This is a genomic window from Streptomyces sp. NPDC029466, from assembly GCF_055574515.1.
In genome coordinates this window covers 46,921-70,739 of sequence record NZ_JBVHZH010000016.1, presented here as the reverse complement: position 1 = coordinate 70,739, position 23,819 = coordinate 46,921, and the positions used below count along the sequence as shown (strand labels likewise).

Below are 23,819 nucleotides of genomic sequence, written 5' to 3'. Positions count from 1 at the left end.
CCCCCCATTCGGGGGTGGTGAGACCTGGGCCACTGATTACACGATGGCAGCCAGCGGTGCGGCAATGAGGAGGACATATGACGGACACGGAATCCGGTGCGACGGGTCGCGCACCGGCCGCCACCGAGGAGTTCCGGGCGGCGCGGGATCTGCTGCTGCGGCACCGGGAGGACTATGCCGCGGCCCGCGCGGCCTTCCAGTGGCCCCGCCCGGAGCACTTCAACTGGGCACTGGACTGGTTCGACACCCTCGCCCGGGGCAATGACCGCACCGCGCTGCACATCGTCGAGGAGGACGGCAGCGAGACCCGGCTGAGCTTCGACGCCATGCGCCGACGCTCCGACCAGGCCGCGAACTGGCTGTCCGCCCAGGGCGTGCGCGCCGGGGACCGCATCGTGATGATGCTCGGCAACCAGGCGGAGCTGTGGGAGACCGCACTGGCCGCCATGAAGCTGCGGGCCGTCGTCATCCCCGCGACCCCGCTGCTCGGCCGCGCCGACCTCGCCGACCGGATCGACCGCGGTCATGCCCGGCACGTCATCGTGCGCGCCGCCGACACCGGAAAGTTCGACGGCGTGGCGGGCGACTACACCCGGATCGCGGTCGGCGGTGCGCCGGACGGCTGGCTGGCGTACGAGGACGCGTACGACGGCCCCGAGACCTTCGAGCCGGGCGGGCCCACCCGGGCGGACGACGCCCTGATGCTCTACTTCACCTCCGGCACCACCGCCCGCCCCAAGCTCGTCGAGCACACCCACGCCTCGTACCCCATCGGGCATCTCGCGACGATGTACTGGATCGGTCTGCGGCCCGGCGATGTGCATCTGAACATCTCCTCGCCCGGATGGGCCAAGCACGCCTGGTCCAATCTCTTCGCGCCCTGGAACGCCGAGGCCACCGTCTTCATCCACAACTACACCCGCTTCGACGCGGCCCGGCTGATGGCGGAGATGGACCGGGCCCACGTCACCAGCTTCTGCGCCCCGCCGACCGTCTGGCGGATGCTCATCCAGGCCGATCTGTCCGCGCTCCGCCGGCCGCCGCGGGAGATCGTCGCGGCTGGTGAACCGCTCAACCCGGAGATCATCGAGCAGGTGCGGCAGTCCTGGGGCGTCACCATCCGGGACGGCTTCGGACAGACCGAGACCGCCGTCCAGGTGGCCAACACCCCTGGTCAGACCGTCAAGCCGGGCTCCATGGGCCGTCCCACCCCGGGCTTCGACGTCGTCCTCCTCGACCCGGTCAGCGGCTCACCGGGCGACGAGGGGGAGATCGCCCTCGACCTCTCCACCCGGCCGGTCGGCCTGATGACCGGCTACCACGGGGATCCGGCACGCACCGCGGAGGCGATGGCCGACGGCTACTACCGCACCGGCGACATCGGCAGCCGCGACCGCGACGGCTGGATCACCTATATCGGACGCGCCGACGATGTCTTCAAGGCGTCCGACTACAAGATCTCCCCGTTCGAGCTGGAGAGCGCCCTGCTGGAGCACGAGGCGGTCGCCGAGGCCGCCGTGGTGCCGGCCCCCGATCCGCTGCGGCTGGCCGTCCCCAAGGCGTATGTGGTGCTGGCGGCCGGGTGGTCGCCCGGCCCGGAGACCGCGAGGCTGATCTTCGAGCACTCCCGTGAGGTGCTGGCCCCCTACAAGCGCATCCGGCGGCTGGAGTTCGCCGAGCTGCCGAAGACCGTCTCCGGCAAGATCCGCCGTATCGAGCTGCGCGAGCGCACCGCGCAGGGCGACGGCGGTGCCGAGTACTGGGAGGAGAACCACCGATGAGCCAGCAGCAACCGGAGCTGTCGTACGCCTGCGGGACCGCCGGGCGGCCGCTGCTCGGCCACACCATCGGCGCCGATCTGACCCGCACCATCGAACGGTTCGGCGAGCGTGAGGCGCTGGTCGAAGTGGCGAGCGGCCGCCGCTGGACCTACGCCGCACTGGGCCGCGCGGTCGACGAGGTGGCCCTCGGCCTGCTCGCCAAGGGCGTCGTCAAGGGCGACCGGGTCGGCATCTGGGCGCCCAACTGCGCCGAGTGGGTCCTCGTCCAGTACGCCACCGCCCGGATCGGGGCGATCCTCGTCAACGTCAACCCCGCCTACCGCGCCCATGAGCTGGGGTACGTCCTGCGGCAGGCCGGCATCAGCGTCCTGGTGTCCGCGACCCACCACAGGACCAGTGACTACCGCGGGATGATCGAGCAGGTACGCCCCGAGAGCCCGGCGCTGCGCGAGGTGATCTACCTCGGCGACGACACCTGGAGCGCACTGCTGGCCGCCGGTGCCATCGTCCCGCGGGAACAACTCCCCGCCTGCGAACAGGAGCTGACCGCCGACGACCCGGTCAACATCCAGTACACCTCGGGCACCACCGGCTTCCCCAAGGGCGCCACCCTCTCCCACCACAACATCCTCAACAACGGCTACTGGGTCGGCGAGACCCTCGCCTACACCGAACAGGACCGAGTGTGTCTGCCGGTGCCCTTCTACCACTGCTTCGGCATGGTCATGGGCAACCTCGGCGCCACCTCGCACGGCGCCTGCATCGTCATCCCGGGCCCCGCCTTCGAACCCGCCGCCACCCTCCAGGCCGTCCAGGACGAACGCTGCACCTCCCTCTACGGCGTCCCCACCATGTTCATCGCTGAGCTCAACCACCCCGACTTCGCCTCCTACGACCTCTCCTCGCTGCGCACCGGCATCATGGCGGGCTCGCCGTGCCCCGAGGAGGTGATGAAGCGGGTGGTCGCCGAGATGCACATGACCGAGGTCTCCATCTGCTACGGCATGACCGAGACCTCACCGGTCTCCACCCAGACCCGCCGCGACGACGACCTCGCCCACCGCACCGCGACCGTCGGCCGGGTGCTGCCGTACATCGAGGTGAAGGTCGCCGATCCGGCGAGCGGGGTGACCGTGCCCCGCGGCACCCCCGGCGAACTGCGCACCCGCGGCTACAGCGTGATGCTCGGCTACTGGGCGGAACCCGAGCGCACCGCCGAGGTCATCGACCCGGCCCGGTGGATGCACACCGGTGATCTCGCGGTGATGAACGACGACGGCTACGTCCGGATCGTCGGCCGCATCAAGGACATGATCATCAGGGGCGGTGAGAACGTCTACCCGCGCGAGATCGAGGAGTTCCTCTACTCCCACCCCAAGATCGCCGATGTCCAGGTCGTCGGCGTCCCCGACGAGAAGTACGGCGAGGAGATCGCCGCCTGCGTCATCCTCCGCGACCCCGAAGACCCGCTCACCCACAAGGAGTTGGCCGCCTACTGCCGCGCCCACCTCGCCCACTACAAGGTGCCGCGCCACCTGGAGATCCTCGACGCCTTCCCGATGACCGTCAGCGGCAAGGTCCGCAAGATCGAGCTGCGCGAGCGGCTGGCGAAGGAGGTGGGGCGGGTGCCGCGGTGATCCCGGCCCGGGGTGCCGGGCGCGGGGTGTTCAGCGTGGCCGCGCCGCTTCCTGCGGGACGTACCCCAGGTCGACCGGCCCGGGTGCTGCTGTGGCGTGGCCGACCGCGCCCCGCCACGGTGCGAGCAGCGCGGACAGGCGGGGCGGCCAGAGCGGGTCGGCGGAGGCGGCCAGCTCGGCCGGGCTCCACCAGCGCCAGCCCAGGATCTTGTCATCCACATGGGCGGCCGCCACCCCCTCGGCCGGCTCCCGGCGCGGCCCGTGGGCCAGATAGAGATGCTCGTGCTGGCGTACGGGGACGCCGGCCCGGGTGAAATCGTGCTCCCAGGTGCCCAGCAGCGGCCCCGGCTCCAGATCGGTCCAGCCGGTCTCCTCGCGCAGCTCGCGCCGAGCCCCCGCGCGCGGCGCCTCGCCGGGGTCCAGCCCGCCGCCGGGCATCGCCCAGTGCACCCCCACCTCTTCGTTGTCGTACCGGAAGAGGAAGAGCGCACCGTCGGGGTCGAGCACGGCAACCCGGGCCGCCTGGCGGGGAGTTCGCATCGCGCCAGCCTACGCCGCCGGGCGGTGGCGGCCGCTGGGGCCCGGCACGCCGTCGCACACGCCGCGCCGACCGCCAGGCCGGTACATGCCTCGGTGGGCCGCAGGGACCGGACCGGCGGCGGTGTTCAGGACCGCCGCTCTCCCGGCCAGTCCAGCAGCAGGCGCTGCGCCTTGGGCAGCGAGGCGACCACGAGGTCGTACGAGTCCTCGATCATGTCCAGTACGAGCCGGTCGGGAAGGTCACCGTCCAGAGAAACGGTGTTCCAGTGCCGCTTGTTGAGGTGGTAGCCCGGCACCACTTCGGGGTGCGCCGCCCGCAGCCGCTCCGCCAGCTCGGGCTCGCACTTGAGGCTCACGGTGAGCGGCGTATCCGTCAGCGTCGTCAGCGCGAAGATCTTGCCGCCGACCTTGAAGGTGGACACATCAGGGTGCCGCGGGAAGGGGAATTCCTCGGTCGCACCGTTGAAGTCCAGGCAGACGGCCCGCAGGGCATTCGCGTCGATCATCCGCACATTCTCCCCGGCCGGGGGTCGGCTCCCTCGTCGGCCGCACCGCTGTGTTCTGTCCCGGCCGCGTCCTGGGTGCGGGCCGGGACGACGGAAGCACCCGTCAGCGCAGGTACGTCTGCTGCCACTCGATCGACGACATGCTCAGCGCGGCCTCCGCGAGAGCCTGCGCCGACGCGGTCTTGAGACTTGCCAAGCTGGTGTCGATCCAGTTCTGAACGATGCTGCAGCCCTGCTCGCGGTATTCGACGGCCTGTACGAGGCATTCGAGTTTGTCGGCATCATGGGCGACAACGACCTCAAGCGAGTCGCCGTTCTCATACTCTTCGACGACGCGCTGGACTCCGGAGGCGACGGCGGGGTGCGCAGCGGAAACCTGGTCGGCGGTGACCTTCTCATTCGAAGCCGCTTCCAGGTAGCGCCGACCGATGTGCGGGATGTCGCCCACGCGGGTTTCCTGGGTGTCGTGGAACAGGCACATCAGGGCGACCTTCGCCGGGTCGGCCCCTTCCATCATGGCCAGCACCGCGCCGATGATGCCCACACGGAAGGAATGCTCGGCGATGCTCTCGGGGTCTTTGACTCCGGCGATCCACCAGCCGGACCGCTTGGCCCGCTTGAGCATCCCCAACTCCAGGAGGTACCCCGCCGTGCCCCGTGCGCTGATGTTCTCGTCGGCCATGGTGCCCTCCGGTGTCATGGTTCCTGATCGCGTAGAACGTAATGCACGGCGCCCAGTTCGCGCCGGGAGCGCAGGGAGATCGAGCCCGTTTCGAGTATCCGCGAGACGCGTCCGGCGAGGGTGCGGGTGAGCGCGGGCGATGCCTGCGGTAACCACCTGTGAGCCGTCAGCAGGGCCCAAAGGGAGTGGGCGTACAGGTCGGCATAACCTGGTGATTCGTGAAATCCCTGGGCCAGCCCCCGAAGAAGGGTCACTGGGTCCCAGCCGGTCAGACCGCGGTCGATCATGAACGCGTCGCTGGGCTGCGGCTCCCTGAGCACCCCCAGCCAGTAAGCCCAGTAATTCAGGTTCGCCGTCTCTGCCGCGTCGTCGTCGGCAATCGACCGGTCGATGAAGTCCAGCAGCGGCACGGGGTCGCCACGGCGGGCGAGTGCGGTAGCGGTGGAGCGGGCTCCTGCCCAGCGCGGCGACCCTCCCTGTACGGTGATGAGGCCCCGCCGGGCGTGGAGGGCGTGCGCAGTCCAGGAGTTGGCCTCCGAACTGCCGTCGTAGCTGGTGAGATAGAGCGCCTGCCGGTGGAGGAGCGCGCGGCCGTCGCCTGCCTTCTCGGCCCTTTCGACGGCGCTCCTCAAGTGCGAGAAGAATGCACTCCGTTCCTGTGTGCCCATGAGGGGGGCCGTGGCTACTGGGCCGCGCCTGGTGGGAGAAGGCCGTTGCAGTGCCGGTGGCGGGGTCCCGTTCACGGCCCAGGCGATCATGTGGGCTGTATCGCGGGTGTGTACCCATCCGGCGAGCGGGTGGAGTTCGGGCTGTTCCGGTGGATCAAGCGCCGCGCCGATGATTCGGTCGGCATCCATGGCGGCATCCAGCAGGCCAAGAGCCGCCTGGTCAGCGCCGAGGGCCAATAACCGGCGGCGCAGATCAAGGAGCGCCCCCGCCTTCATGTTGACCAGGGGCCGGCGCCCGGACTCCCTCCCCTGGACGGTTCCGAGGTCTACGCCGAGGGCTTCAGCCATTCCCGCTTGTGTGAGCGGGATGGATTCCCTGGTCAAGCGCAGCACAAATCCCGCGATCAGGCCCGTGGTCCCGTGATTTCTCGCGGATTGTCTGGCTGCCATGAAGCCCCCGAATGCGATCCACTGCCTAACACGTACCCCCGGTCAGTCCTATCGCACCGGTCGCGACTCTACGTTCGGGATGGGCAACTTCAAGGCCCGGCCCATGTCCGGTAGTTGCCATCTGTCGGCCGGGCCCCAGTCCGCACAGGCGCCCCTGGGCTCCGTATGAATCTTCACCCGACAGGGTGAGCGGGACTCTCCATTTGGCTTTTGACGAGGAGGAATGCAGTGATCTCACACATCACGATCGATCGGCGGGACCTTACCTACGACCCGCGCGCCCAGCAGGCTGCGCTGCCCGTGACCATTCATCACCGCGAAGGTCACACAGAGCCTTCCCTCCTGGTCATGGACCCGGGGCAGGTAGAGCTGTACGCCATCCAGCTGGAACGGGCCATTGCGAAGCGGAAAGCCGCGCAGGAAGGGGCGGCCCGGTGAATGACTTCGCATGGCCCGGGCCGGCCGAGCGTCGCGTGCCGGCTGTCGGCGATGAGATGGAGTACGCGCCCGATCGATGTGCTGTTGTCACCGACATCAGGAAGGCGTTCTCTATCTCCGGATTTCTGGGTGCCGGGAGTGGCCGGTGCGGAATCTCCACGAGTTGCGGGTGACCCGGACGCGGGATCAGCGGATCGCGGACGGTGACCTGCGATGAGCCGGGTGACCAAGTCGACCAGCTCACGGCGCGCGGCTGCGGATGACACCAGGCCGTCTGTCCTACCCATCGCCCGGCACCCCTCCTCCGTTTCGATTCTCAAATCACCGAAGGCGGAGTACTGTTTCTGAAATCGAAGCAGAGTCGGTGGTCCGGAACGGGAACGGCGAGCAGCGGTATGCCCTCAACTCCCGTAACGAGCACCCGAGTCTGCGCCACACAGAAACGAGGAGCCATGGATTTCCCTGCGTTAGCGGTACGCGACGCCGTCGCCCGCGCGCTTGCCGAGGACGGCTGCCGTGACGATGTCACCACCCGCTGGAGCGTGCCCGCGGGGCTGCGTGCGCAGGCCGAGATCATCGCGAAGCAGCCGGGAGTGATCAGCGGGCTGCCCGCCGTCTCCGAGGTGTTCCGCCAGCTCGACCCCGACGTGACGGTGGAGGTGCTGGTGGCGGAGGGGACGCTCGTCTCATCGGGCCGGACGCTGGTCCGCCTCACCGGCGAGGGACGCAGCCTGATCACCGGGGAACGCACCGCGCTGAATTTCCTCCAGCGCATGTGCGGTATCGCCACGCTGACGAAGCAGTACGCGGACCTGGTCGCCGACCTGGACGTCAAGGTCCTCGACACCCGCAAGACGGCCCCCGGGCTGCGGGCCCTGGACAAGTACGCCGTGACGTCCGGGGGCGGCACCAGCCACCGGCTCGACCTCTCGGCCATGGTGCTGCTCAAGGAGAACCACCTGGCAGCTGCCGGCGGTGTCACCGCGGCGATCGACGCGGTCCGCGCCGGTATGGCGGCCGAGGGCCGGGAGACGCTCATCGACATCGAGGTGGAGACCGTCGCGGAAGCGGAGGAAGCACTGCGTGCGCGGGTGCCCTGGATCATGCTCGACGACATGACGATCGACGAGATCAGGCAGGTCGTACGGGCCCGGGCGGAGATCGCCCCCGGCGCCGGCGTCGTCCTGGAAGCCTCCGGCGGAGTCACTCCGGAACGACTGCGGCCGATCGCCGAGGCCGGGGTGGACATGGTCTCCATCGGCGCGCTGACCCACAGCGCCCCGGCGCTGGACCTCAGCATGCTGCTGACCGGGACACCCCGCGCATGACGGCCACGCGGCCGATGTCCCCCGGCCCCGTACCGGCAGCGGACCTCACCGTCGACGGCACCGGCCTGCTCTGCGTGGCCCTCCTGCTGCGGCTGCGGGCCGAGATCGCCGAAGCCGAGCCGGGCACGGTCGTGCAGGTCATCGCGACCGATCCGGCAGCTCCGCTCGATCTGCCGGCCTGGTGCCATATGACCGGCCATCACTATCTCGGACCGGTACCGAGCGACGAGCCGGACGGCACGGTCTACGCCCTCCGCCTCTCCGCCGACGCCCGCCGCACGCGCTCCGACGCACCGTGGCGCACAGACCGGCCGAGCGCGGAGACGGAGCTCTGACCAGCGGTCTCAGCCCTCCCCACGCGTCCAGCCGGGCTCCCGGCGCATCGCCACCCGCGGCCAGCGATCCAGCCCCAACGCCGCCTCGTGGGCGCGGATCGCCCGTAGCCCCGGGGTGAGTTCGGCCTCGGGGAGCGCCCGGAATCCGATCCGGGCGTAATACGGCGCGTTCCACGGCACCTCGGTGAAAGTGGTCAGGGTCAGCGCGACCCGGCCGCCGTCCCCCATGGCCCGGTCGATGAGCGCCCGGCCGATGCCACGGCGGGCCCGGTCCGGGTGGACCGAGACCTGCTCGATATGGGTGCAGCCGTCGACCGGCTCCCAGAGCAGATAGCCGACCGGGCGGCGGCGCCCGCCGCCCGGCCCCGCTTCCTCGTACGCGGCCAGCGCCCGCCCCGCCCGCTGGAACTCCGTCAACTGCTCGATCGACGGCGGCTCGTCGTCGGCGACCGCCGCCATCCCGAGTCCACGGAACGGCTCCCCGGCCGCTCGCTCGATGGCGCGCAGCGCGGGCAGTTCGTCGAGGGCGGGCACCTGGATGATCACGCGACCAGTGTCGCCGCTTCCGAGGGGGCGGGCGAGCGGGTTTTGTGGCCGGTGGGGGCTACGACCGGCCCGGCCGGTGCCGGCGTATCCCCCTCGGCCGGGCTCTCACCGCTCCGCCGCCCCATACCTGATCAGTTCGTCGGCCGGGTCGTTGACCGGTTGTGGGGTGCCGGTGAGGTCCATGACGAAGAGGGGGAGGTGGAGGTCGTCGGCGCGGGTGCGGGCGTCCCGGGCGTAGCCGGCGAGGGAGAAGAAGACGGCTATGGCGGAGTCGTTGAGGCCGTTGAGCCAGAGGCATTCGATCTCGCGCAGCTCGGTGGCGCGGGTGGTCGGGTCGACCTGGGCGACCACGCCCGTGCCGCGCAGGTCCACGCCGGAGGCGGTGCGCTCCTGGGTGCGGGCGACATCCGCGTAGCCCAGCCACTTCAGATACTGTGCGGCGGCCGTGACGCAGTCGCGGGCCGTACGGATCGTGACCGGGCGGAAGGCGGGCCGCAGGAGGGCGCGCGCGGGGTCGGCGGCCGGTGGTGGGGCGGGCCTCGGTGCGGGCTTTGACGCGGGCTTCGGCGCGGTGGGGCCGGAGGACGGGAAGTCCGGGGGCGGCAGGGCGGGCGCCGGGGCGACGGGGACCCGGACGACGGTGCCGCAGGCGCAGCCGGACTCCGGGGCCGGCCACTCGTCCTGCCGGCCGCAGACCTCGCAGCGCACCTCCACCCAGGAGGCCTGCCAGGTGCGGTGGAGTATCTCGACGGGGACCCCGCCGCGCAGTACGGGCATGGTGAGCGGGGCCCCGCAGGCGCACGGGAAGGTGGGCGGGGTGAAGGCGTTCTCGCGGCGGCACGTGGGGCACCGCACCGGCACGCTGTCGGCCATGGTCGGCTCCTGGCAGGTCGGGCGGCAGACAGTCGGATCTGCTGCTGCCCCCATGGTCCCTCCAAAGTCGGGTGCCGGGGGCCGAATTGCGGCGGTGAGTGCGAGTGAGGAAGAACGCAGGGGAGTCGGGGCGGACGGAGGGTGCGCAGCGCGGTGCGCACCTCGCCGTGGTGCGACAGGGCCCGGCGCCCGTGACAGGGCCCGGCGTCCGTGACCGTACGGAGGCCGGGCCCTGTAGTGGTGTCCGTCCGGCAGCGCGGGCTATCGGGCGCGACGGGACATCGCACCGCCGGACGGAGTCTGGGATGGAGGAGGCGGGCTCCGCGGCGGGGGAGCGGGCTCGCCCTTCCTGTCGGGCGAGCGCTGCCACCGCACTGCGTGCTCCCGTATGCCGCGGAGCTCGCACCCCTTCTCCGTACCGACAGCCACCCCTCAACGGGCCGCCGGTACGGACGCACGAGGAACTGACCTCCCGTCAGTCCTCGTGCAGCTCGCGGACCCTGGCCTCGACGCGCTTGCCGTAGTCCGGGTCGGCGGCGTGGAAGTGGGCCAGGTTCTTCTCGATCACATCGTCGCGGCTGACCTGGGAGAGGCCGCCGGCGATGTTGTTCACCAGACGCTTCTTCTCGTCCTCCGACATCAGCCGGTAGAGCTCACCGGCCTGGAAGAAGTCGTCGTCCTTGGTGTGCGCGGGCGCCTCATGGGTGCCGACGTGGCCGGAGACGGCGAGCGGCGCCGAGAGCGCCCGGCCGGTCTGCACCGGGCCGCTGTAGGAGTTGGGCTCGTAGTTCTTGGCGTACCGGTCGTAGCCGTTGGTCGCCATCAGGCCATCGCGGCCGTAGTTGGCGGCCTCGGTCGCCTTGGGGGCGTTCACCGGCAGCTGGGTGTGGTTGACGCCCAGGCGGTAGCGGTGGGCGTCCGCGTAGGCGAACAGCCGGCCCTGGAGCATCTTGTCCGGGGACGGGCCGATGCCCGGCACGAAGTTGTTCGGGGAGAACGCGGACTGCTCGACCTCGGCGAAGACGTTGTCGGGGTTGCGGTCCAGCACCAGGCGGCCCACGCGCTGCAGCGGGTAGTCGCTGTGCGGCCACACCTTCGTCAGGTCGAACGGGTTGAAGCGGTAGTCGGCCGCCTCGGCCGCCGGCATGATCTGCACATACAGCGTCCAGGAGGGGTACACGCCCCGCTCGATGGACTGGAGCAGATCGGTCTGGTGGCTGTTCGGGTCCGAGCCGGAGAGCGCGGCGCCCTGCTCGGCGTCCAGGCAGCGGATGCCCTGGTTGGTCTTGAAGTGGTACTTGACGAAGAAGGCCGCGCCCTCGGCGTTCGTCCACTGGTAGGTGTGCGAGCCGTAGCCGTTCATGTGGCGGTAGGAGGCCGGGATGCCGCGGTCGCCCATCAGCCAGGTGATCTGGTGGGTGGCCTCGGGGGAGTGGGCCCAGAAGTCCCAGACGTTGTCCGGCTCCTGCTTGCCGGTGAAGGGGTCGCGCTTCTGCGAGTGGATGAAGTCGGGGAACTTGATCGGGTCCTTGATGAAGAACACCGGGGTGTTGTTGCCGACGAGGTCGTAGTTGCCCTCCTCGGTGTAGAACTTCAGGGCGAAGCCACGCGGGTCACGGGCCGCGTCCGGGCCGCCGAGGCTGTCGGCGACGGTCGAGAAGCGGATGAACGTCTCGGTCCGTTTGCCCACGGTGTCGAGGAAGCCGGCGTGGGTGAAGGCGGTGACGTCGTCGGTCACCTCGAAGTAGCCGTACGCTCCGGAGCCACGGGCGTGCACCACACGCTCCGGGATGCGCTCGCGGTTGAAGCGCGCGAGCTTCTCCAGCAGGTGCTGGTCCTGGAGGACGAGCGGGCCGCCGACGCCGGCGGTGGCGGAGTTCTGGTTGTCGGCGACGGGGGCGCCAGCCTCCGTAGTGAGAAAGCGCGCCGTCAGCGAGGGCTTCGACATGGTGACCTTCCGTACGAGAGCGCGGAAGTTGGCTTCCGCGTGTCGGAGCGTAAGAAGCGCTACGACCAAACGTCAACAGTTTGTTGAAACAAAGCTGAGAGGTATCCGGTGGTGTTCCGGGCGGCGGCCGTGCCTGGGCGCGACAGGACAAGTGTCGGCGCGGCCGCCGCCCGGAAGCGGAGGGGAAGCGTCAGCGGAACCCGGGCCTCCAAAGGGGCCGGGTCGCCGCGTGGGGGCGGCTTCCTCATGGGGCGGCGGACAGGGGCCCCGAGGCGGGGCCCGCTGTGCCGCCGTGGACTCAGCCTTCGGTGGGGTGTCCGGAGAGGCGTTCGACGCCGCGCAGGAGGGCGGAGTGGTCGAGGCCGCCGTCGCCCTGGGCGCGCAGGGAGGCGACGAGTTGGGCGACGACGCTGCCGACGGGGAGGGCGGCGCCGACCGCGCGGGCGGCGTCGGTGACGATGCCCATGTCCTTGTGATGGAGGTCGATGCGGAAGCCGGGGCGGAAGTCGCGGGTGGTGAAGTTGTCCTTCTTGCGGGCCAGGACGGTGGAGCCGGCCAGTCCGCCGCCGAGGACGTCGAGGGCGGCGGTGAGGTCGACGCCGGACTTCTCCAGGAAGACGACGGCTTCGGCGCAGGCCTGGATGTTGACGGCGACGATGAGCTGGTTGGCGGCCTTGACGGTCTGGCCGGAGCCGTGCGAGCCGCAGCGCACGATGGTCTTGCCGAGGGCTTCCAGCAGGGGGCGGGCGGCGTCGAAGTCGGCCTGGTCGCCGCCGATCATGATGGACAGGACCGCTTCGATGGCGCCGGCTTCGCCGCCGGAGACGGGGGCGTCCAGGACCCGGATGCCCTTGTCGGCGGCGGCGTGGGCCAGGTCGATGGAGGTCTGCGGGGTGATCGAGGACATGTCGATCAGCAGGGCGCCGCGGCGGGCGTGGGCCAGGATGCCGTCGGGGCCGTAGGCGATGGCCTCGACCTGGGGGGAGGCGGGGACCATGGTGATGATGACGTCGGCGTCGGCGACCGCTTCGGCGATCGAGCCGGCCACGCTCCCGCCGTTCCTGGCCAGCCGCTCCAGTTTGTCGGCCTCCAGGGTGTAGCCGGTCACCGGGTAGCCGGCCTTGATCAGGTTCTCGGCCATGGGTGAGCCCATGATGCCCAGACCGATCCACGCGACCTTGGGAAGATTGCTCATGAGTGTCTCTTTCGAAGCGCTTACGAGGTGTCAGGAGTGCGCCGCGCGGCGGTCGGCCGGGAGCCAGCCGAAGGCCGCGGCGCTGGTGCCGTCGCCGGGCTTGTACTCCAGGCCGACCCAGCCGTCGTAACCGGCCTTGACGAGGCGGTCGAGCAGGCCGGCGAGGTCGAGGTCACCGGTGCCGGGCGCGCCCCGGCCGGGGTTGTCGGCGATCTGCACATGCGCGGTCCGGCCGGTGTAGCGGTCGATGACCTCGTCCAGGTCCTCACCGTTCATCGACAGGTGGTAGAGGTCCATCAGGAAGCGGGCGTTGTCCAGGCCCGTCGCCGCGTTCACCGCGTCCACGACCTCGATCGCCTTCGGTGCCGAGACGATCGGGCAGTTCGGCGACTCGGGTGCGTTGAGCGCCTCGATCAGCAGCGTCCCGTTCACCTCCGCCACGGCCCGCGCGGCGTACGTGAGGTTCTCCAGTGCCAGCCGGTCCTGCTCGGCCGCGTCCACCCCCTCGACCCGGTTGCCGTACAGCGCGTTGAACGCCGTGCAGCCCAGCGAGCGGGCGAACTCCACCGCCACCGGCACATTCGCCCGGAACTTCGCCGACTCCTCGCCGGGCACGGACAGCGCGCCACGGTCCGGGCCCGGCAGCTGCCCGGCGTAGAAGTTCAGCCCCACCAGCCGGGTCCCCGCGTCGTTGAGCGCGTCGCGCAGTGCGTCCAGCTCCGCCTGCTCCGGCACCGGGGCATCCACCCACGGCCACCACAGCTCCACGGCGGTGAAGCCCGCGGCCCGTGCGGCGGCCGGCCGCTCCAGCAGCGGAAGCTCGGTGAACAGGATCGACAGATTGACGTTGAAGCGCGTGTCCGGGAAACCCATAACGGCGGCGCCCTTCCGGATAGTGGAACTGTTTTTCTGCTTAATGGAACAGTGCCTGGCGGGCTCGGAGGCTGTCAAGGGGGCCCCGGGGCAATTTCTGGTGGCCGGGCCGAACCGCGCGTAGGTTGAGCGGCGTGCGATTGAGAGTGGAGTTCACAACGGAGCCGTTCGACCTGGACGAGGCGCCGGCGCATGCGGTGGTGGCGCGGGACATCGTCACGGGCGCCGAGCTGGACGCCGTGGATGTCGGTCCGTTCGGCAATACGGCCGAAGGGGACGCCGACCAGGTGCTCGGTGCGGTGGCCGCGCTGCTGCGCGAATCCCTGCAAGCGGGTGCCACCCGGGTCTCGCTTCAGGTCAATGTCATCGGCGAGGCCGGGCCGGGCGAGGGGGACGCGACATGACGGATCCCGCCGACCACCCCTTCGTCCAGGCGGTCAAGCCGCTGGTCGACGCGATGGGTGGCCAGATGATCGCGCCGGACCTGGCCGAAGGTGACGATGTCGTCCTGACCTGGGAGGGCCAGGACCGGGTGGCCGTACGGCTCCCGCATCTGTCGGACTCGCTCGACCACATCCTCGCCGAGCTCCAGCGCCGGCACGGGGTGCCGCTGGCCGAGCTGGACCGTAAGACCAAGCAGTCGGTCGTGCGGATTCTGGAGTCCCGCGGCGCCTTCTCGGTCCGGCATGGCGTGGAGACGGTCGCCAGTGCGCTCGGGGTGAGTCGCTTCACCGTGTACAACTACCTGAACAGGGAGAATGCCGCGAAGGGTGCCGACTGAGGCAGCCGGTCGCGGCCCCACCCGGCTGCCTCGGCCGCCGTCCCGCAGCACCGGACGGCGGCTTTTGTGCCGCCGAGTTTTCAACAAAGTGTTGACGTGTTGTTGCCGGGGGTCTTAGCTGTTTCCAGCCAAGCAGAGCTGTCCAGCACCACCAGGCCACGGAGGCTTCCCGTGTCTTCGAGTTCATCACGCTCGACGGGGGACACCCCCGTGCCCCCGGCGGGGCTCACCCGGTTCAACACCGCGGACGACGCCACGGCACGCGCCGCACTGCACGAGGTGTGCGCCAGCCGGACATGGGGCGAGCGGATACTCGCCCGGCGTCCCTACGCCACCACCGACGCCCTGTTCGCCGCGAACGACGCCGCCATGGCCGGCCTGACCGCGGCGGATCTGGCCGAGGCGATGGCCGGGCATCCGCCCATCGGCCGGCCGAAGCCGGGCGACCCGACCTCGCACCGTGAGCAGAGCGGTATGGCGGGCGCCTCCGACGCGCTCAAGGCGGAGCTGCTCGAACTCAACCTGGCCTACCAGGAGAAGTTCGGGCATGTCTTCCTGATCTGCGCCTCCGGCCGGACCGGAGAGCAGATGCGGGACGCGGTCCGGCACCGGATCGGCAACACGCCGGACCAGGAACGAGAGATCGTCCGCGCGGAACTCGGCAAGATCAACCGCATTCGTCTGACCCGTATCGCGGAGCACGCAGAAGGAGACGCAGCATGAGCAGCGAGACGGCCGCACCGACGTCGGTGTCCACCCACATCCTGGACACCAGCGTGGGCCGCCCCGCGGAGGGCGTCGCCCTCACGCTCTCGGTGCGCTCCGGCAGCGACGGCGCCTGGACCGCCCACGGCGCGTCCACCACCGACGCGGACGGACGCTGCAAGGACCTGCCGGACCTGCCGGCCGGCACCACCCATGTGCGCCTCGACTTCGCCGTCGAGGAGTACTTCGTTTCAAGCAAGCACGGCAGTTCACACCAGCACGGCGAACACCGCACAGCACACCAGCAAGCCGAGGAACAGCAGGACGCCCCCCGCGTAAGGGACAGCGGAGCGTTCTTCCCGGAGGTGGCAATCACCTTTGCCGTCCAGCCGGGCGAGCACTATCACGTACCGCTGCTGCTCAACCCGTTCGGCTACTCCGTATACCGAGGGAGCTAGCACCGACATGACTGCCCATTCCCGCCCGGCCCGCCCGGTGATGCTCGGCCAGAACCAGTACGGCAAAGCGGAAAACCGCGTCGTCAAGATCACCCGCGACGGCGACACGCACCACATCAAGGACCTGAACGTCTCCGTGTCGCTCTCCGGCGACCTGGAAGAGGTCCACCTCTCCGGCTCCAACGCCCACTGCCTGCCGACGGACACGACCAAGAACACCGTGTACGCCTTCGCCAAGGAGTACGGGATCGAGTCGGCCGAGCAGTTCGGCATCCACCTGGCCCGGCACTTCGTCAGCAGCCAGGAGCCGATCCACCGGGCCCGCATCCGGATCGAGGAGTACGCCTGGGAGCGGATCGCCACCTCCGACGCCAACTCCCGCTTCATCGGCGCCGACGAGGTCCGGCACTCCTTCGTCCGCAAGGGCCAGGAGACCCGCCTGACCGAGATCACCTACGACGGTGAGCAGTGGCAGGTCATCTCCGGGCTGAAGGACCTCGTGGTGATGAACTCCACCAACTCGGAGTTCTGGGGCTACATCAAGGACAAGTACACGACCCTCAAGGAGGCCTACGACCGCATCCTCGCCACCGAGGTGTCCGGCCGCTGGCGGTTCAACTGGACCGACGACGAGCAGCGGATGCCGAACTGGGAGCGTTCGTACGAGCAGGTCAAGAAGCACATGCTGGAGGCCTTCGCGGAGACCTACAGCCTCTCGCTCCAGCAGACCCTGTACCAAATGGGGTCGCGCGTCATCAATCACCGCTCCGAGATCGACGAGATCCGCTTCTCGCTCCCGAACAAGCATCACTTCCTGGTGGACCTGGAGCCGTTCGGGCTCAAGAACGACAACGAGGTCTACTACGCGGCCGACCGCCCGTACGGCCTGATCGAAGCCACTGTTCTGCGCGACGGTGTCGAGCCCAGGATCCCGGTGGATCTGACGAACCTCTGAGCGCTCCGACGCAACGCCGTGCCGTGCGTTCCCCTCCCCACCCCGCAGCGGGGAGGGGAACGCACAACCTGAGGGGAACGACCCATGGCACAGCACCCGCACGACCCGCACCACCCCGCGTCCCCGGTCCATCCGGTGGACGAGAAGCCGGCGGGCAGAAGGCTCGTCCCGGCCGCGCTCCAGCACATCGCGGCCATGTACGCCGGTGTCGTCACCCCTCCGCTCATCATCGGCCAGGCCGTCGGCCTGGACACCGCGGGCCGGACCCGACTGACCGCCGCCACCCTCACCCGCGGACTGCGCACCGACGGCCTCGCCACCCTGCTCGGCCCCGTCTTCGGCGGCTTCCCGACCAGCGCCTTCGCCCAGAACGTCGGGGTGGTCTCGCTGCCCCGCGTGCGCAGCCGCTATGTCGTCGCGCTGGCCGGTGCCACGCTGCTGGTGCTGGGCGCGTTCCCGGTGCTGGGCGCGGTGGTCTCCCTGGTGCCGATGCCGGTGCTCGGCGGCGCGGGTATCGTCCTGTTCGGATCGATCGCGGTCAGCGGTATCCGTACGCTCTCCGAGGCCGGTCTCGACGACAGCTCCCCCATCATCCTGGTGGCCGTCTCACTCGGCGCGGGCATCATCCCGCTCGCCGCGCCGGCCTTCTACGCCGACTTCCCCGCCTGGGCACGGACCGTGCTCGGCTCCGGGATCAGCGCCGGAGCCCTGACCGCGGTCGTGCTCAATCTGTTCTTCCACCATCTCGGCACCCGGAGCAGCCCACGGGCAGCGGTCCTGTCAGCCGCCTCGTCCGGCTCCGGCACTCAAATCCCCTAGGGCCATGCCGTGCCCACCGCCAGTACCGAAAGAAGGAACCGCACCATGGCTGCACCGGCATCCCCTGACAGCGCGGTGACGCAGCGCCTCGTCATCGAGAACTGCGCCATCGCGACCGTCGACGCCCACGACACCGAGTACGCCACCGGCTACGTGGTCGTCGCGGACCAGGTCATCGAGTCGCTGGGCGCGGGCAAGGCCCCCGAGGGGCTGTCGAACGTGGTCCGCCGGATCGACGGCACCGGACATCTGGTCACCCCCGGCCTGATCAACACCCATCACCACTTCTACCAGTGGCTCACCCGGGGCCTGGCCACCGACCACAACCTGTTCAACTGGCTGGTCGCGCTCTACCCGACCTGGGCCCGGATCGACGCCCCGATGCTCGCCGCGGCCACCCAGGGCTCGCTCGGCATGATGGTCAGGGGCGGCGTCACCACCGCCTCCGACCACCACTACGTCTTCCCCCGGGGCTCCGGCGACCTGGTCGGCGCGGAGCTCGCCGCCGCCGCGGAGATCGGCGCCCGGATCACGCTGGCCCGCGGCTCCATGGACCGCAGCGAGAAGGACGGCGGGCTGCCCCCGGACTTCGCCGTGGAGACCACCGAGGGCGCCCTGCTGGCGACCGAGGAGGCCATCGACACCCACCACGACGCCTCCTTCGGCTCGATGGTGCAGATCGCCGCCGCGCCCTGTTCGCCGTTCTCCGTCTCCACCGAACTCATGCGGCAGGGTGCCGAGTTGGCCCGCCGTAAGGGCGTACGGATGCACACCCACGGCTCGGAGACCGTGGAGGAGGAGAAGTTCTGCCACGAGCTGTTCGGCATGGGCCCGACCGACTACTTCGAGTCCACCGGCTGGCTCGGTGACGATGTGTGGATGGCGCACTGCGTCCACATGAACGACTCCGACATCGCCGCCTTCGCCCGCACCGGCACCGGCGTCGCGCACTGCCCGTCCTCCAACGCCCGCCTCGCGGCCGGTATCGCCCGCGTCCCCGACCTGCTCGCGGCCGGGGTCCCGGTCGGCCTCGGCGTCGACGGCACCGCCTCCAACGAGTCCGGCGAACTCCACACCGAGCTGCGCAACGCGCTGCTCATCAACCGTCTCGGCGCCCACAAGGAGGCCGCCCTCAACGCCCGCAAGGCGCTGCGGCTGGGCACCTACGGCGGTGCGCAGGTCCTCGGCCGGACCGCCGAGATCGGCTCGCTGGAGGCCGGCAAGCTCGCCGACCTGGTGCTGTGGAAGCTGGACGGCCTCGGGCACTCCTCCATCGCCGACCCGGTCACCGCGCTGGTCTTCGGCGCCGCCGCGCCGGTCACCCTCTCCCTCGTCGGCGGCCGGCCGGTCGTCGAGGACAACCACCTCAGCAACGTCGATGAGGACGCCATCGCCCGCACCGCGCGGGCGGAGGCCCGGCGTCTGGCCCGTATCGCCGCCGAGGGCTGACCCCCACGGCGCGGTCACGCGACCGGCGCAACCCCCTGACTCGGCCGGGAGGGACGGCTCCCGGCCGGGCTTGTGGATCCGAGCGGGGTCCACAAGCGCCGGACCCCGGAGGTATGGGAACTCCCGTATCTCCGGGGCCGGTTGGCCCGGCCACCCCCGTCCACGCGCCACAAGCGCGCCCGGCCCCACCACGCTCACCAGGCGACTCCCCGCAGTACGCACCACATCGCACGCCCTCCGTGACAGCCTCGCCTCGCCGGCCCCCGGCGACGCAGAAAACGAAGGAGGCCCGCAGTGGCCGCAATGACCGGGCAACAGTCGGAGGGGGACCGGAAACATCCGGTCGATGAGACCCTCCCGCCCTTCAAGATGTTCACCAGCGGCCTCCAGCATGTGGCCGCGATGTACGCGGGTGTGGTGGCCCCGCCGATGATCGTGGGCCCGGCCTGCGGGCTGAGCGCCACCGAGACCGCCTTCCTGATGGGCGCCAGCCTCTTCACCGCGGGTATCGCCACCCTCCTCCAGACCCTGGGCTTCTGGAAGGTCGGCGCCAGGCTCCCGTTCGTCAACGGTGTCTCGTTCGCCGGTGTCACGCCGATGGTCGCCATCGGCAAGGCCCAGGGACCCGGCGACGCCCTCCCGGTCATCTTCGGCGCGGTGATCGTCGCCGGGGTGCTGGGATTCCTCGTCGCGCCCTACTTCTCCAAGCTCGTACGGTTCTTCCCGCCCGTGGTCACCGGCACCGTCATCACCCTGATCGGCGTCTCGCTGCTGCCGGTGGCGTTCAACTGGTCCCAGGGCGGCAACGACCGGGCCCCGGACTACGGTTCGCTGACGAACATCGGCATGGCCGCGCTGACGTTCCTGATCGTGCTGGTGCTGCGCCGGGTGCTGCGCGGCTTCCTCCAGCAGATCGCCATCCTGCTCGGGCTGATCGCCGGCACCCTGATCGCGATACCCGTGGGCATCACCAACTTCTCGGCGATCTCGGAGGCGTCGCCGGTCGGCTTCCCGACGCCGTTCCACTTCGGCGCCCCGCAGTTCGACATCGCCGCGATCGTCAGCATGTGCATCGTGATGCTGGTCTGTATGACCGAGTCGACGGCCGACATGCTCGCCCTCGGCCGGATCGTCGGCCGCCCGGCGGACGAGCGCACCATCGAGGGCGGACTGCGCGCCGACACCCTCGGCACCGCGCTCAGCCCGCTGTTCAACGGCTTCGCCAACAGCGCGTTCGCGCAGAACATCGGCTTGGTCGCGATGACCAAGGTGCGCAGCCGTTTCGTCGTCGCGACCGGCGGTCTGATCCTGATCGTGCTCGGCCTGTGCCCGGTGGCCGCCTCGGTCATCTCGCTGGTCCCGCTGCCGGTCCTCGGCGGCGCCGGCATCGTGCTCTTCGGCTCGGTGGCCGCCAGCGGCATCCAGACGCTGGCCTCCGCCGCGATGGAGAAGGGGGACAACGCCCTGATCGTCGCGGCGGCCGTCGGCATCGGCCTGATCCCGATCGCCGCCCCGGACTTCTACCACCACCTCCCCAAGGACCTGCTGGTCGTCCTGGACTCCGGCATCAGCACCGGCTGTCTGGTCGCCATCGTCCTCAACCTCGCCTTCAACCACTTCGGCGGGAAGACGGCGGACGGGGACGCCGCGGACGGGCACCCGGCGGACGCTCCGGCCGCGGCGGGGCACGGCGGTCCGGAGCCCGCAGCGCCGCCCGCCGCCGTCCCCGCGGACGGAGCCGGGGAGCCCGCGGCGGCGCCCGCCCACTGACACCGGGCGGCCCGACGGCCCGTAGGGGAGCGGCATCCGGCGCTTCCCCACGGGCCGTCGGGCACGGTGCGGGCGGCGGTCCCGGTGGTGTTCCGGGTGGCGGTCCGGGCGCGGCCCGGGAGGTCAGCCGAGGTGGTAACGCTCCCCGTAGACCTTCCAGTTCAGCGGGGTGTGCAGAGCGAGGTTGCCGTCCTTCAGGAACACCCGCTGCGCGGTGTCGATCCGGCTGGTGTCGCGGTGCGCCTCCTCCTGCCGCATCGCCCACACCCGGGCGTCGAGAAAGGCGTTGAGGTAGGTCTTCTCATCGCCGCCCCGGGAGGGCGGTTCGGCCTTGGCCAGGGCCCGCTGGCGGATCGCGGGGAAACCGGTCCGGTCGTCGCCGTCGCCGTGCATCACGAGTGCGTCGTAGTACGCGAACTGGCCCAGCGCCCCGATGCCGTCGGCCTTGCCCCGCTCGACCGCCGGGCGGAAGTACAGCCGGTCCCGCTCATCGTTCTGGGCCTTCCGGAACGCGGGATCCCGGGCGGCCTTCTTCCATGCCCCGGGGAAGCCGGGGTCCAGGCCGTCGTGCGAGTCGCCGCCGTCCACCTCGCGCAGCGCGGGGAGGTACTTGGCCAGGACGTTGCCGGGCTTGCGACGGGTGTAGAGCTCGACGAGTTCGAGCATGTCGTGCGTCCCGGACGTGAAGCCGATGATGCCGCCGGTGTATCCCCGGCCGTCACCGATGTCCTCGATGTACCCGTACTGGGCCCGCCAGTCCAGGGAGGAGTTCTCCGCACTGGAGACCAGCTGCATGGCGATCTCCTTCTTCGCCGGGTCGTCCAGGTCCGCCGCCGCGCGCGCCGTGTGCCGGGCGTGGTGGCCCGGGGCCGTACGGGGCGGGGCACCCGGCGCGACCGTGCAGGCGCCGGCGGTGGCCACGGCGAGCAGCACCAGGCCCAGGGTGAGGCCGGTGGTGGTTCCGGGCACGGCCCGGCCGTTCGCTCGGGTGCGCATGGAATCTCCTGTCGGAGCGGGTGGTGGTGCGTCAGCCCAGCAGCCCGCGCAGCAGCTCGCGGATGCCCGGCCCCGGGTCGAAGTCCTCGGCAGGGAAGGCGAGTTGATGGAAGGCGACGCCGTCCATGTAGTCGAAGAGGATCTCGCAGTGCCGGCGCGGGTCCGGCGAGCCGAAGCGCTGGAGCCACTCCGCTCCCCACCCGATGACGGTCTCGCGGCCGCGGGTGAGCGTCGGGCGGAGTTCGGGCCGGGCGGTGGCCTCCAGGTAGAGCGCGAAGCGGGCGCCGGTCCTGGCCCGCTCGGGTCCGGTCGCGTACCGGAGGAACCGGGCGACGGCGTCGGCGAGTTCCCCGGCGTCGGCCGGGCCGGCGGCCGTGGCGAAGTTCTCCCAGTCGCGGCGCTCCAGTGCCTGGAGGTGGTCGACTATCCCGTCGATCAGTGCCGCCCGGTTGCGGAAGTAGTTGGAGGTGGTGCCGGACGGGACGCCTGCCGCGGCATCGACGGCCTGGTACGTCAGCCGCCGTGCTCCCTCGCTGCCCAGTACCTGGACCGCCGCGTCCAGCACCTGATCCCGTCGTCGTGCCACCCGAGCGCCCTTCTCCGTGTCTCTTTACTATGTTTGTAGTGCGGATCTACTACGGACATAGTACCGTGCCGCCATGGCTCGGACACCGCGCAACGCGGCGGTCGCCGGCGGGCTCGCCACCGCCCTCGCTCTCCGCAGGAGCTGCTGGCCGACCGAGGTCTTCGCACGCGCCGGCCGCCTCCCCGCGTCCGGCACCGCCCTGGGACTGTGGCCCGCTCAGGCGCGCGGCGCGGCGAGCACCTCGGCGAGCTGTCCGGCCATCCAGTCGAGTTCGTCGGCCGCGACGACCAGGGGCGGGGCGAGACGGATCGTGGAGCCATGGGTGTCCTTGGCGAGGATGCCCCTGGCCAGGAGCCGTTCGCAGACCTCGCGCCCCGACATGAGCTCCGGGTCGATGTCGATTCCGCTCCACAGCCCGCGGCTGCGGACGGCGCGGACGCCCTGGCCTATGAGCCCTTCGAGCCGCTTGCGGTGCTGCTCGCCGAGCCGGGCGGCCCGCGCCTGGTACTCGCCGGTCCGCAACAGCTCGACGACGGCGTGCCCGACGGCGGCGGCCAGCGGATTGCCGCCGAAGGTCGAACCGTGGCTGCCGGGCCGGATGACGTCGAGGACCGAGCGGGGGCCGACCACGGCGGAGAGCGGCACGATGCCGCCGCCGAGGGCCTTGCCCAGGATGTACAGGTCAGGGGTGACGCCCTCCGCGTCGCAGGCGAAGGTGGTGCCGGTGCGGCCGAGACCGGACTGGATCTCGTCGGCCACGAACAGCACGTTCTCCCGGCTGCACAGCTCGCGCACGTCCGGCAGGTACCCCTGCGGCGGGATCACCACGCCCGCCTCGCCCTGGATCGGTTCGAGCAGCACCGCCACGGTGTCCTCGTCGACCGCGGCCGCCAGCGCGGCGGCATCCCCGTAGGGCACGGAGCGGAAGCCGGGCGTGAACGGGCCGAAGCCGTCCCGCGCGACCGGGTCCGACGAGAAGCTCACGATCGTGGTGGTACGCCCGTGGAAGTTGCCGTCGGCGACGATGATGTTGGCCCGGTCCGCGGGCACGCCCTTGACCTCGTAGCCCCACTTCCGGGCCACCTTCAGCGCGGTCTCGACGGCCTCGGCGCCGGTGTTCATCGGCAGGACCAGGTCCATCCCGGCGAGTTCGGCGAGATCCCGGCAGAACGGGCCGAGCCGGTCGTTGTGGAAGGCGCGGCTGGTCAGGGTGAGCCGTTCGAGCTGGTCCCGGGCCGCGGCCAGCAGCCGGGGGTGGCCGTGGCCGAAGTTGAGCGCCGAATAGCCGGCCAGGCAGTCCAGATAGCGGCGGCCGCCGACGTCGGTCACCCACGCGCCCTGGCCGGACGTGAGGACCACCGGCAGCGGGCTGTAGTTGCGGGCGGTGGCGGTATCGGCGAGGTGGAGGTGCTGCCGGGCCTCGGGGGCGAGCGGGAAGCCGCCGGTGGTGTCGGTGGTGTCGGTGGTGTCGGCGGTGGTCATGGGTGGTTCCTCGTTCCT

General features: G+C 70.6%; 24 protein-coding genes and 1 pseudogene. 13 read left to right on the top strand and 12 right to left on the bottom strand.

The annotated features are described in order from the left end of the window. Positions 1–77 precede the first annotated feature (77 nt). Both ACZ4XD_RS14870 and ACZ4XD_RS14865 read left to right on the top strand, forming a co-directional pair. On the top strand, positions 78–1,781 hold the full coding sequence (locus ACZ4XD_RS14870) for an AMP-binding protein (protein WP_468042096.1): 1,704 nt from the start codon (positions 78–80) through the stop codon (positions 1,779–1,781). Next, positions 1,778–3,418, top strand: a complete 1,641-nt coding sequence (locus ACZ4XD_RS14865; RefSeq protein WP_468042094.1) for an AMP-binding protein — start codon at positions 1,778–1,780, stop codon at positions 3,416–3,418. Before ACZ4XD_RS14870 ends, ACZ4XD_RS14865 begins: the two co-directional genes overlap by 4 nt. Before the next feature lie 30 nt (positions 3,419–3,448). Here ACZ4XD_RS14865 and ACZ4XD_RS14860 read toward each other — a convergent pair whose 3' ends face one another. The 4 genes from ACZ4XD_RS14860 to ACZ4XD_RS14845 form a co-directional block, all read right to left on the bottom strand. Then, positions 3,449–3,958, bottom strand: coding sequence for an NUDIX hydrolase (locus tag ACZ4XD_RS14860; RefSeq protein ID WP_468042091.1), 510 nt, complete (start codon positions 3,956–3,958; stop codon positions 3,449–3,451). 125 nt (positions 3,959–4,083) lie between these two features. After that, complete coding sequence (locus ACZ4XD_RS14855) at positions 4,084–4,464, bottom strand: MmcQ/YjbR family DNA-binding protein (RefSeq protein WP_468042089.1); 381 nt, start codon at positions 4,462–4,464, stop codon at positions 4,084–4,086. A 103-nt stretch (positions 4,465–4,567) separates the two neighbouring features. Then, positions 4,568–5,146: an HD domain-containing protein gene (locus tag ACZ4XD_RS14850; protein ID WP_468042086.1), complete on the bottom strand. Its 579-nt coding sequence runs from the start codon at positions 5,144–5,146 to the stop codon at positions 4,568–4,570. Between the two features lie 14 nt (positions 5,147–5,160). After that, a complete protein-coding gene (locus ACZ4XD_RS14845; protein WP_468042084.1) occupies positions 5,161–6,162 on the bottom strand; it encodes an XRE family transcriptional regulator in 1,002 nt (333 codons plus the stop codon). 330 nt (positions 6,163–6,492) lie between these two features. On the opposite strand from ACZ4XD_RS14845, the gene ACZ4XD_RS14840 reads away from it, so the two are divergent. The 3 genes from ACZ4XD_RS14840 to ACZ4XD_RS14830 all read left to right on the top strand — a co-directional run bounded on the left by ACZ4XD_RS14840 (position 6,493) and on the right by ACZ4XD_RS14830 (position 8,365). After that, complete coding sequence (locus ACZ4XD_RS14840; RefSeq protein WP_468042082.1) at positions 6,493–6,702, top strand: hypothetical protein; 210 nt, start codon at positions 6,493–6,495, stop codon at positions 6,700–6,702. A 452-nt stretch (positions 6,703–7,154) separates the two neighbouring features. Further along, positions 7,155–8,030 (top strand): carboxylating nicotinate-nucleotide diphosphorylase, encoded by an 876-nt coding sequence (gene nadC, locus ACZ4XD_RS14835; RefSeq protein WP_468042080.1) that lies wholly within the window; start codon positions 7,155–7,157, stop codon positions 8,028–8,030. Then, on the top strand, positions 8,027–8,365 hold the full coding sequence (locus ACZ4XD_RS14830) for a sulfurtransferase TusA family protein (protein WP_468042078.1): 339 nt from the start codon (positions 8,027–8,029) through the stop codon (positions 8,363–8,365). The genes nadC and ACZ4XD_RS14830 overlap by 4 nt, the downstream gene beginning before the upstream one ends. 9 nt (positions 8,366–8,374) lie before the next feature. On the opposite strand, the gene ACZ4XD_RS14825 is transcribed toward ACZ4XD_RS14830, so the two are convergent. From ACZ4XD_RS14825 to ACZ4XD_RS14805, 5 genes are all read right to left on the bottom strand, one after another. After that, complete coding sequence (locus ACZ4XD_RS14825; protein WP_468042076.1) at positions 8,375–8,911, bottom strand: GNAT family N-acetyltransferase; 537 nt, start codon at positions 8,909–8,911, stop codon at positions 8,375–8,377. 105 nt (positions 8,912–9,016) lie between these two features. Then, positions 9,017–9,784 carry a hypothetical protein gene (locus ACZ4XD_RS14820; protein WP_468042074.1) on the bottom strand — a complete coding sequence of 256 codons (768 nt, stop codon included), beginning with the start codon at positions 9,782–9,784 and terminating at the stop codon, positions 9,017–9,019. A gap of 475 nt (positions 9,785–10,259) precedes the next feature. Next, positions 10,260–11,717: a catalase gene (locus tag ACZ4XD_RS14815; protein WP_468042229.1), complete on the bottom strand. Its 1,458-nt coding sequence runs from the start codon at positions 11,715–11,717 to the stop codon at positions 10,260–10,262. Positions 11,718–12,030: 313 nt separating this feature from the next. Then, positions 12,031–12,927: a 2-hydroxy-3-oxopropionate reductase gene (locus tag ACZ4XD_RS14810; protein ID WP_468042072.1), complete on the bottom strand. Its 897-nt coding sequence runs from the start codon at positions 12,925–12,927 to the stop codon at positions 12,031–12,033. 30 nt (positions 12,928–12,957) lie between these two features. Beyond that, the gene (locus tag ACZ4XD_RS14805) at positions 12,958–13,800 is read right to left on the bottom strand and encodes a TIM barrel protein (RefSeq protein WP_468042069.1); all 843 of its coding nucleotides are present in this window, start codon (positions 13,798–13,800) and stop codon (positions 12,958–12,960) included. Positions 13,801–13,934: 134 nt separating this feature from the next. Between ACZ4XD_RS14805 and ACZ4XD_RS14800 the strand changes: the two genes are divergently transcribed. The 8 genes and pseudogenes from ACZ4XD_RS14800 to ACZ4XD_RS14765 all read left to right on the top strand — a co-directional run bounded on the left by ACZ4XD_RS14800 (position 13,935) and on the right by ACZ4XD_RS14765 (position 20,737). Continuing rightward, complete coding sequence (locus ACZ4XD_RS14800) at positions 13,935–14,204, top strand: YkoF family thiamine-binding protein (protein WP_468042067.1); 270 nt, start codon at positions 13,935–13,937, stop codon at positions 14,202–14,204. Next, positions 14,201–14,581, top strand: a complete 381-nt coding sequence (locus ACZ4XD_RS14795; protein ID WP_387248383.1) for a helix-turn-helix domain-containing protein — start codon at positions 14,201–14,203, stop codon at positions 14,579–14,581. Before ACZ4XD_RS14800 ends, ACZ4XD_RS14795 begins: the two co-directional genes overlap by 4 nt. 210 nt (positions 14,582–14,791) lie before the next feature. Continuing rightward, positions 14,792–15,304, top strand: a complete 513-nt coding sequence (uraD, locus tag ACZ4XD_RS14790; RefSeq protein WP_468042227.1) for a 2-oxo-4-hydroxy-4-carboxy-5-ureidoimidazoline decarboxylase — start codon at positions 14,792–14,794, stop codon at positions 15,302–15,304. After that, complete coding sequence (uraH, locus tag ACZ4XD_RS14785; protein ID WP_468042063.1) at positions 15,301–15,744, top strand: hydroxyisourate hydrolase; 444 nt, start codon at positions 15,301–15,303, stop codon at positions 15,742–15,744. Before uraD ends, uraH begins: the two co-directional genes overlap by 4 nt. Positions 15,745–15,751: 7 nt before the next feature. Beyond that, positions 15,752–16,699, top strand: coding sequence for a factor-independent urate hydroxylase (pucL, locus tag ACZ4XD_RS14780; protein WP_468042061.1), 948 nt, complete (start codon positions 15,752–15,754; stop codon positions 16,697–16,699). Between the two features lie 282 nt (positions 16,700–16,981). Beyond that, positions 16,982–17,518, top strand: a pseudogene (locus ACZ4XD_RS14775) (solute carrier family 23 protein); the annotation flags it as partial. Between the two features lie 45 nt (positions 17,519–17,563). After that, complete coding sequence (locus tag ACZ4XD_RS14770) at positions 17,564–18,967, top strand: 8-oxoguanine deaminase (protein ID WP_468042058.1); 1,404 nt, start codon at positions 17,564–17,566, stop codon at positions 18,965–18,967. Between the two features lie 303 nt (positions 18,968–19,270). After that, positions 19,271–20,737 carry a nucleobase:cation symporter-2 family protein gene (locus ACZ4XD_RS14765; protein ID WP_468042225.1) on the top strand — a complete coding sequence of 489 codons (1,467 nt, stop codon included), beginning with the start codon at positions 19,271–19,273 and terminating at the stop codon, positions 20,735–20,737. Between the two features lie 123 nt (positions 20,738–20,860). Here the strand turns inward: ACZ4XD_RS14765 and ACZ4XD_RS14760 are convergent, their stop codons facing one another. From ACZ4XD_RS14760 to rocD, 3 genes are all read right to left on the bottom strand, one after another. After that, a complete protein-coding gene (locus tag ACZ4XD_RS14760) occupies positions 20,861–21,733 on the bottom strand; it encodes a chitosanase (RefSeq protein WP_468042055.1) in 873 nt (290 codons plus the stop codon). Positions 21,734–21,764: 31 nt separating this feature from the next. Continuing rightward, positions 21,765–22,319: a TetR/AcrR family transcriptional regulator gene (locus ACZ4XD_RS14755; RefSeq protein ID WP_468042053.1), complete on the bottom strand. Its 555-nt coding sequence runs from the start codon at positions 22,317–22,319 to the stop codon at positions 21,765–21,767. A 216-nt stretch (positions 22,320–22,535) separates the two neighbouring features. Beyond that, positions 22,536–23,801 carry an ornithine--oxo-acid transaminase gene (gene rocD / locus ACZ4XD_RS14750; protein WP_468042051.1) on the bottom strand — a complete coding sequence of 422 codons (1,266 nt, stop codon included), beginning with the start codon at positions 23,799–23,801 and terminating at the stop codon, positions 22,536–22,538. Positions 23,802–23,819 lie beyond the last annotated feature (18 nt).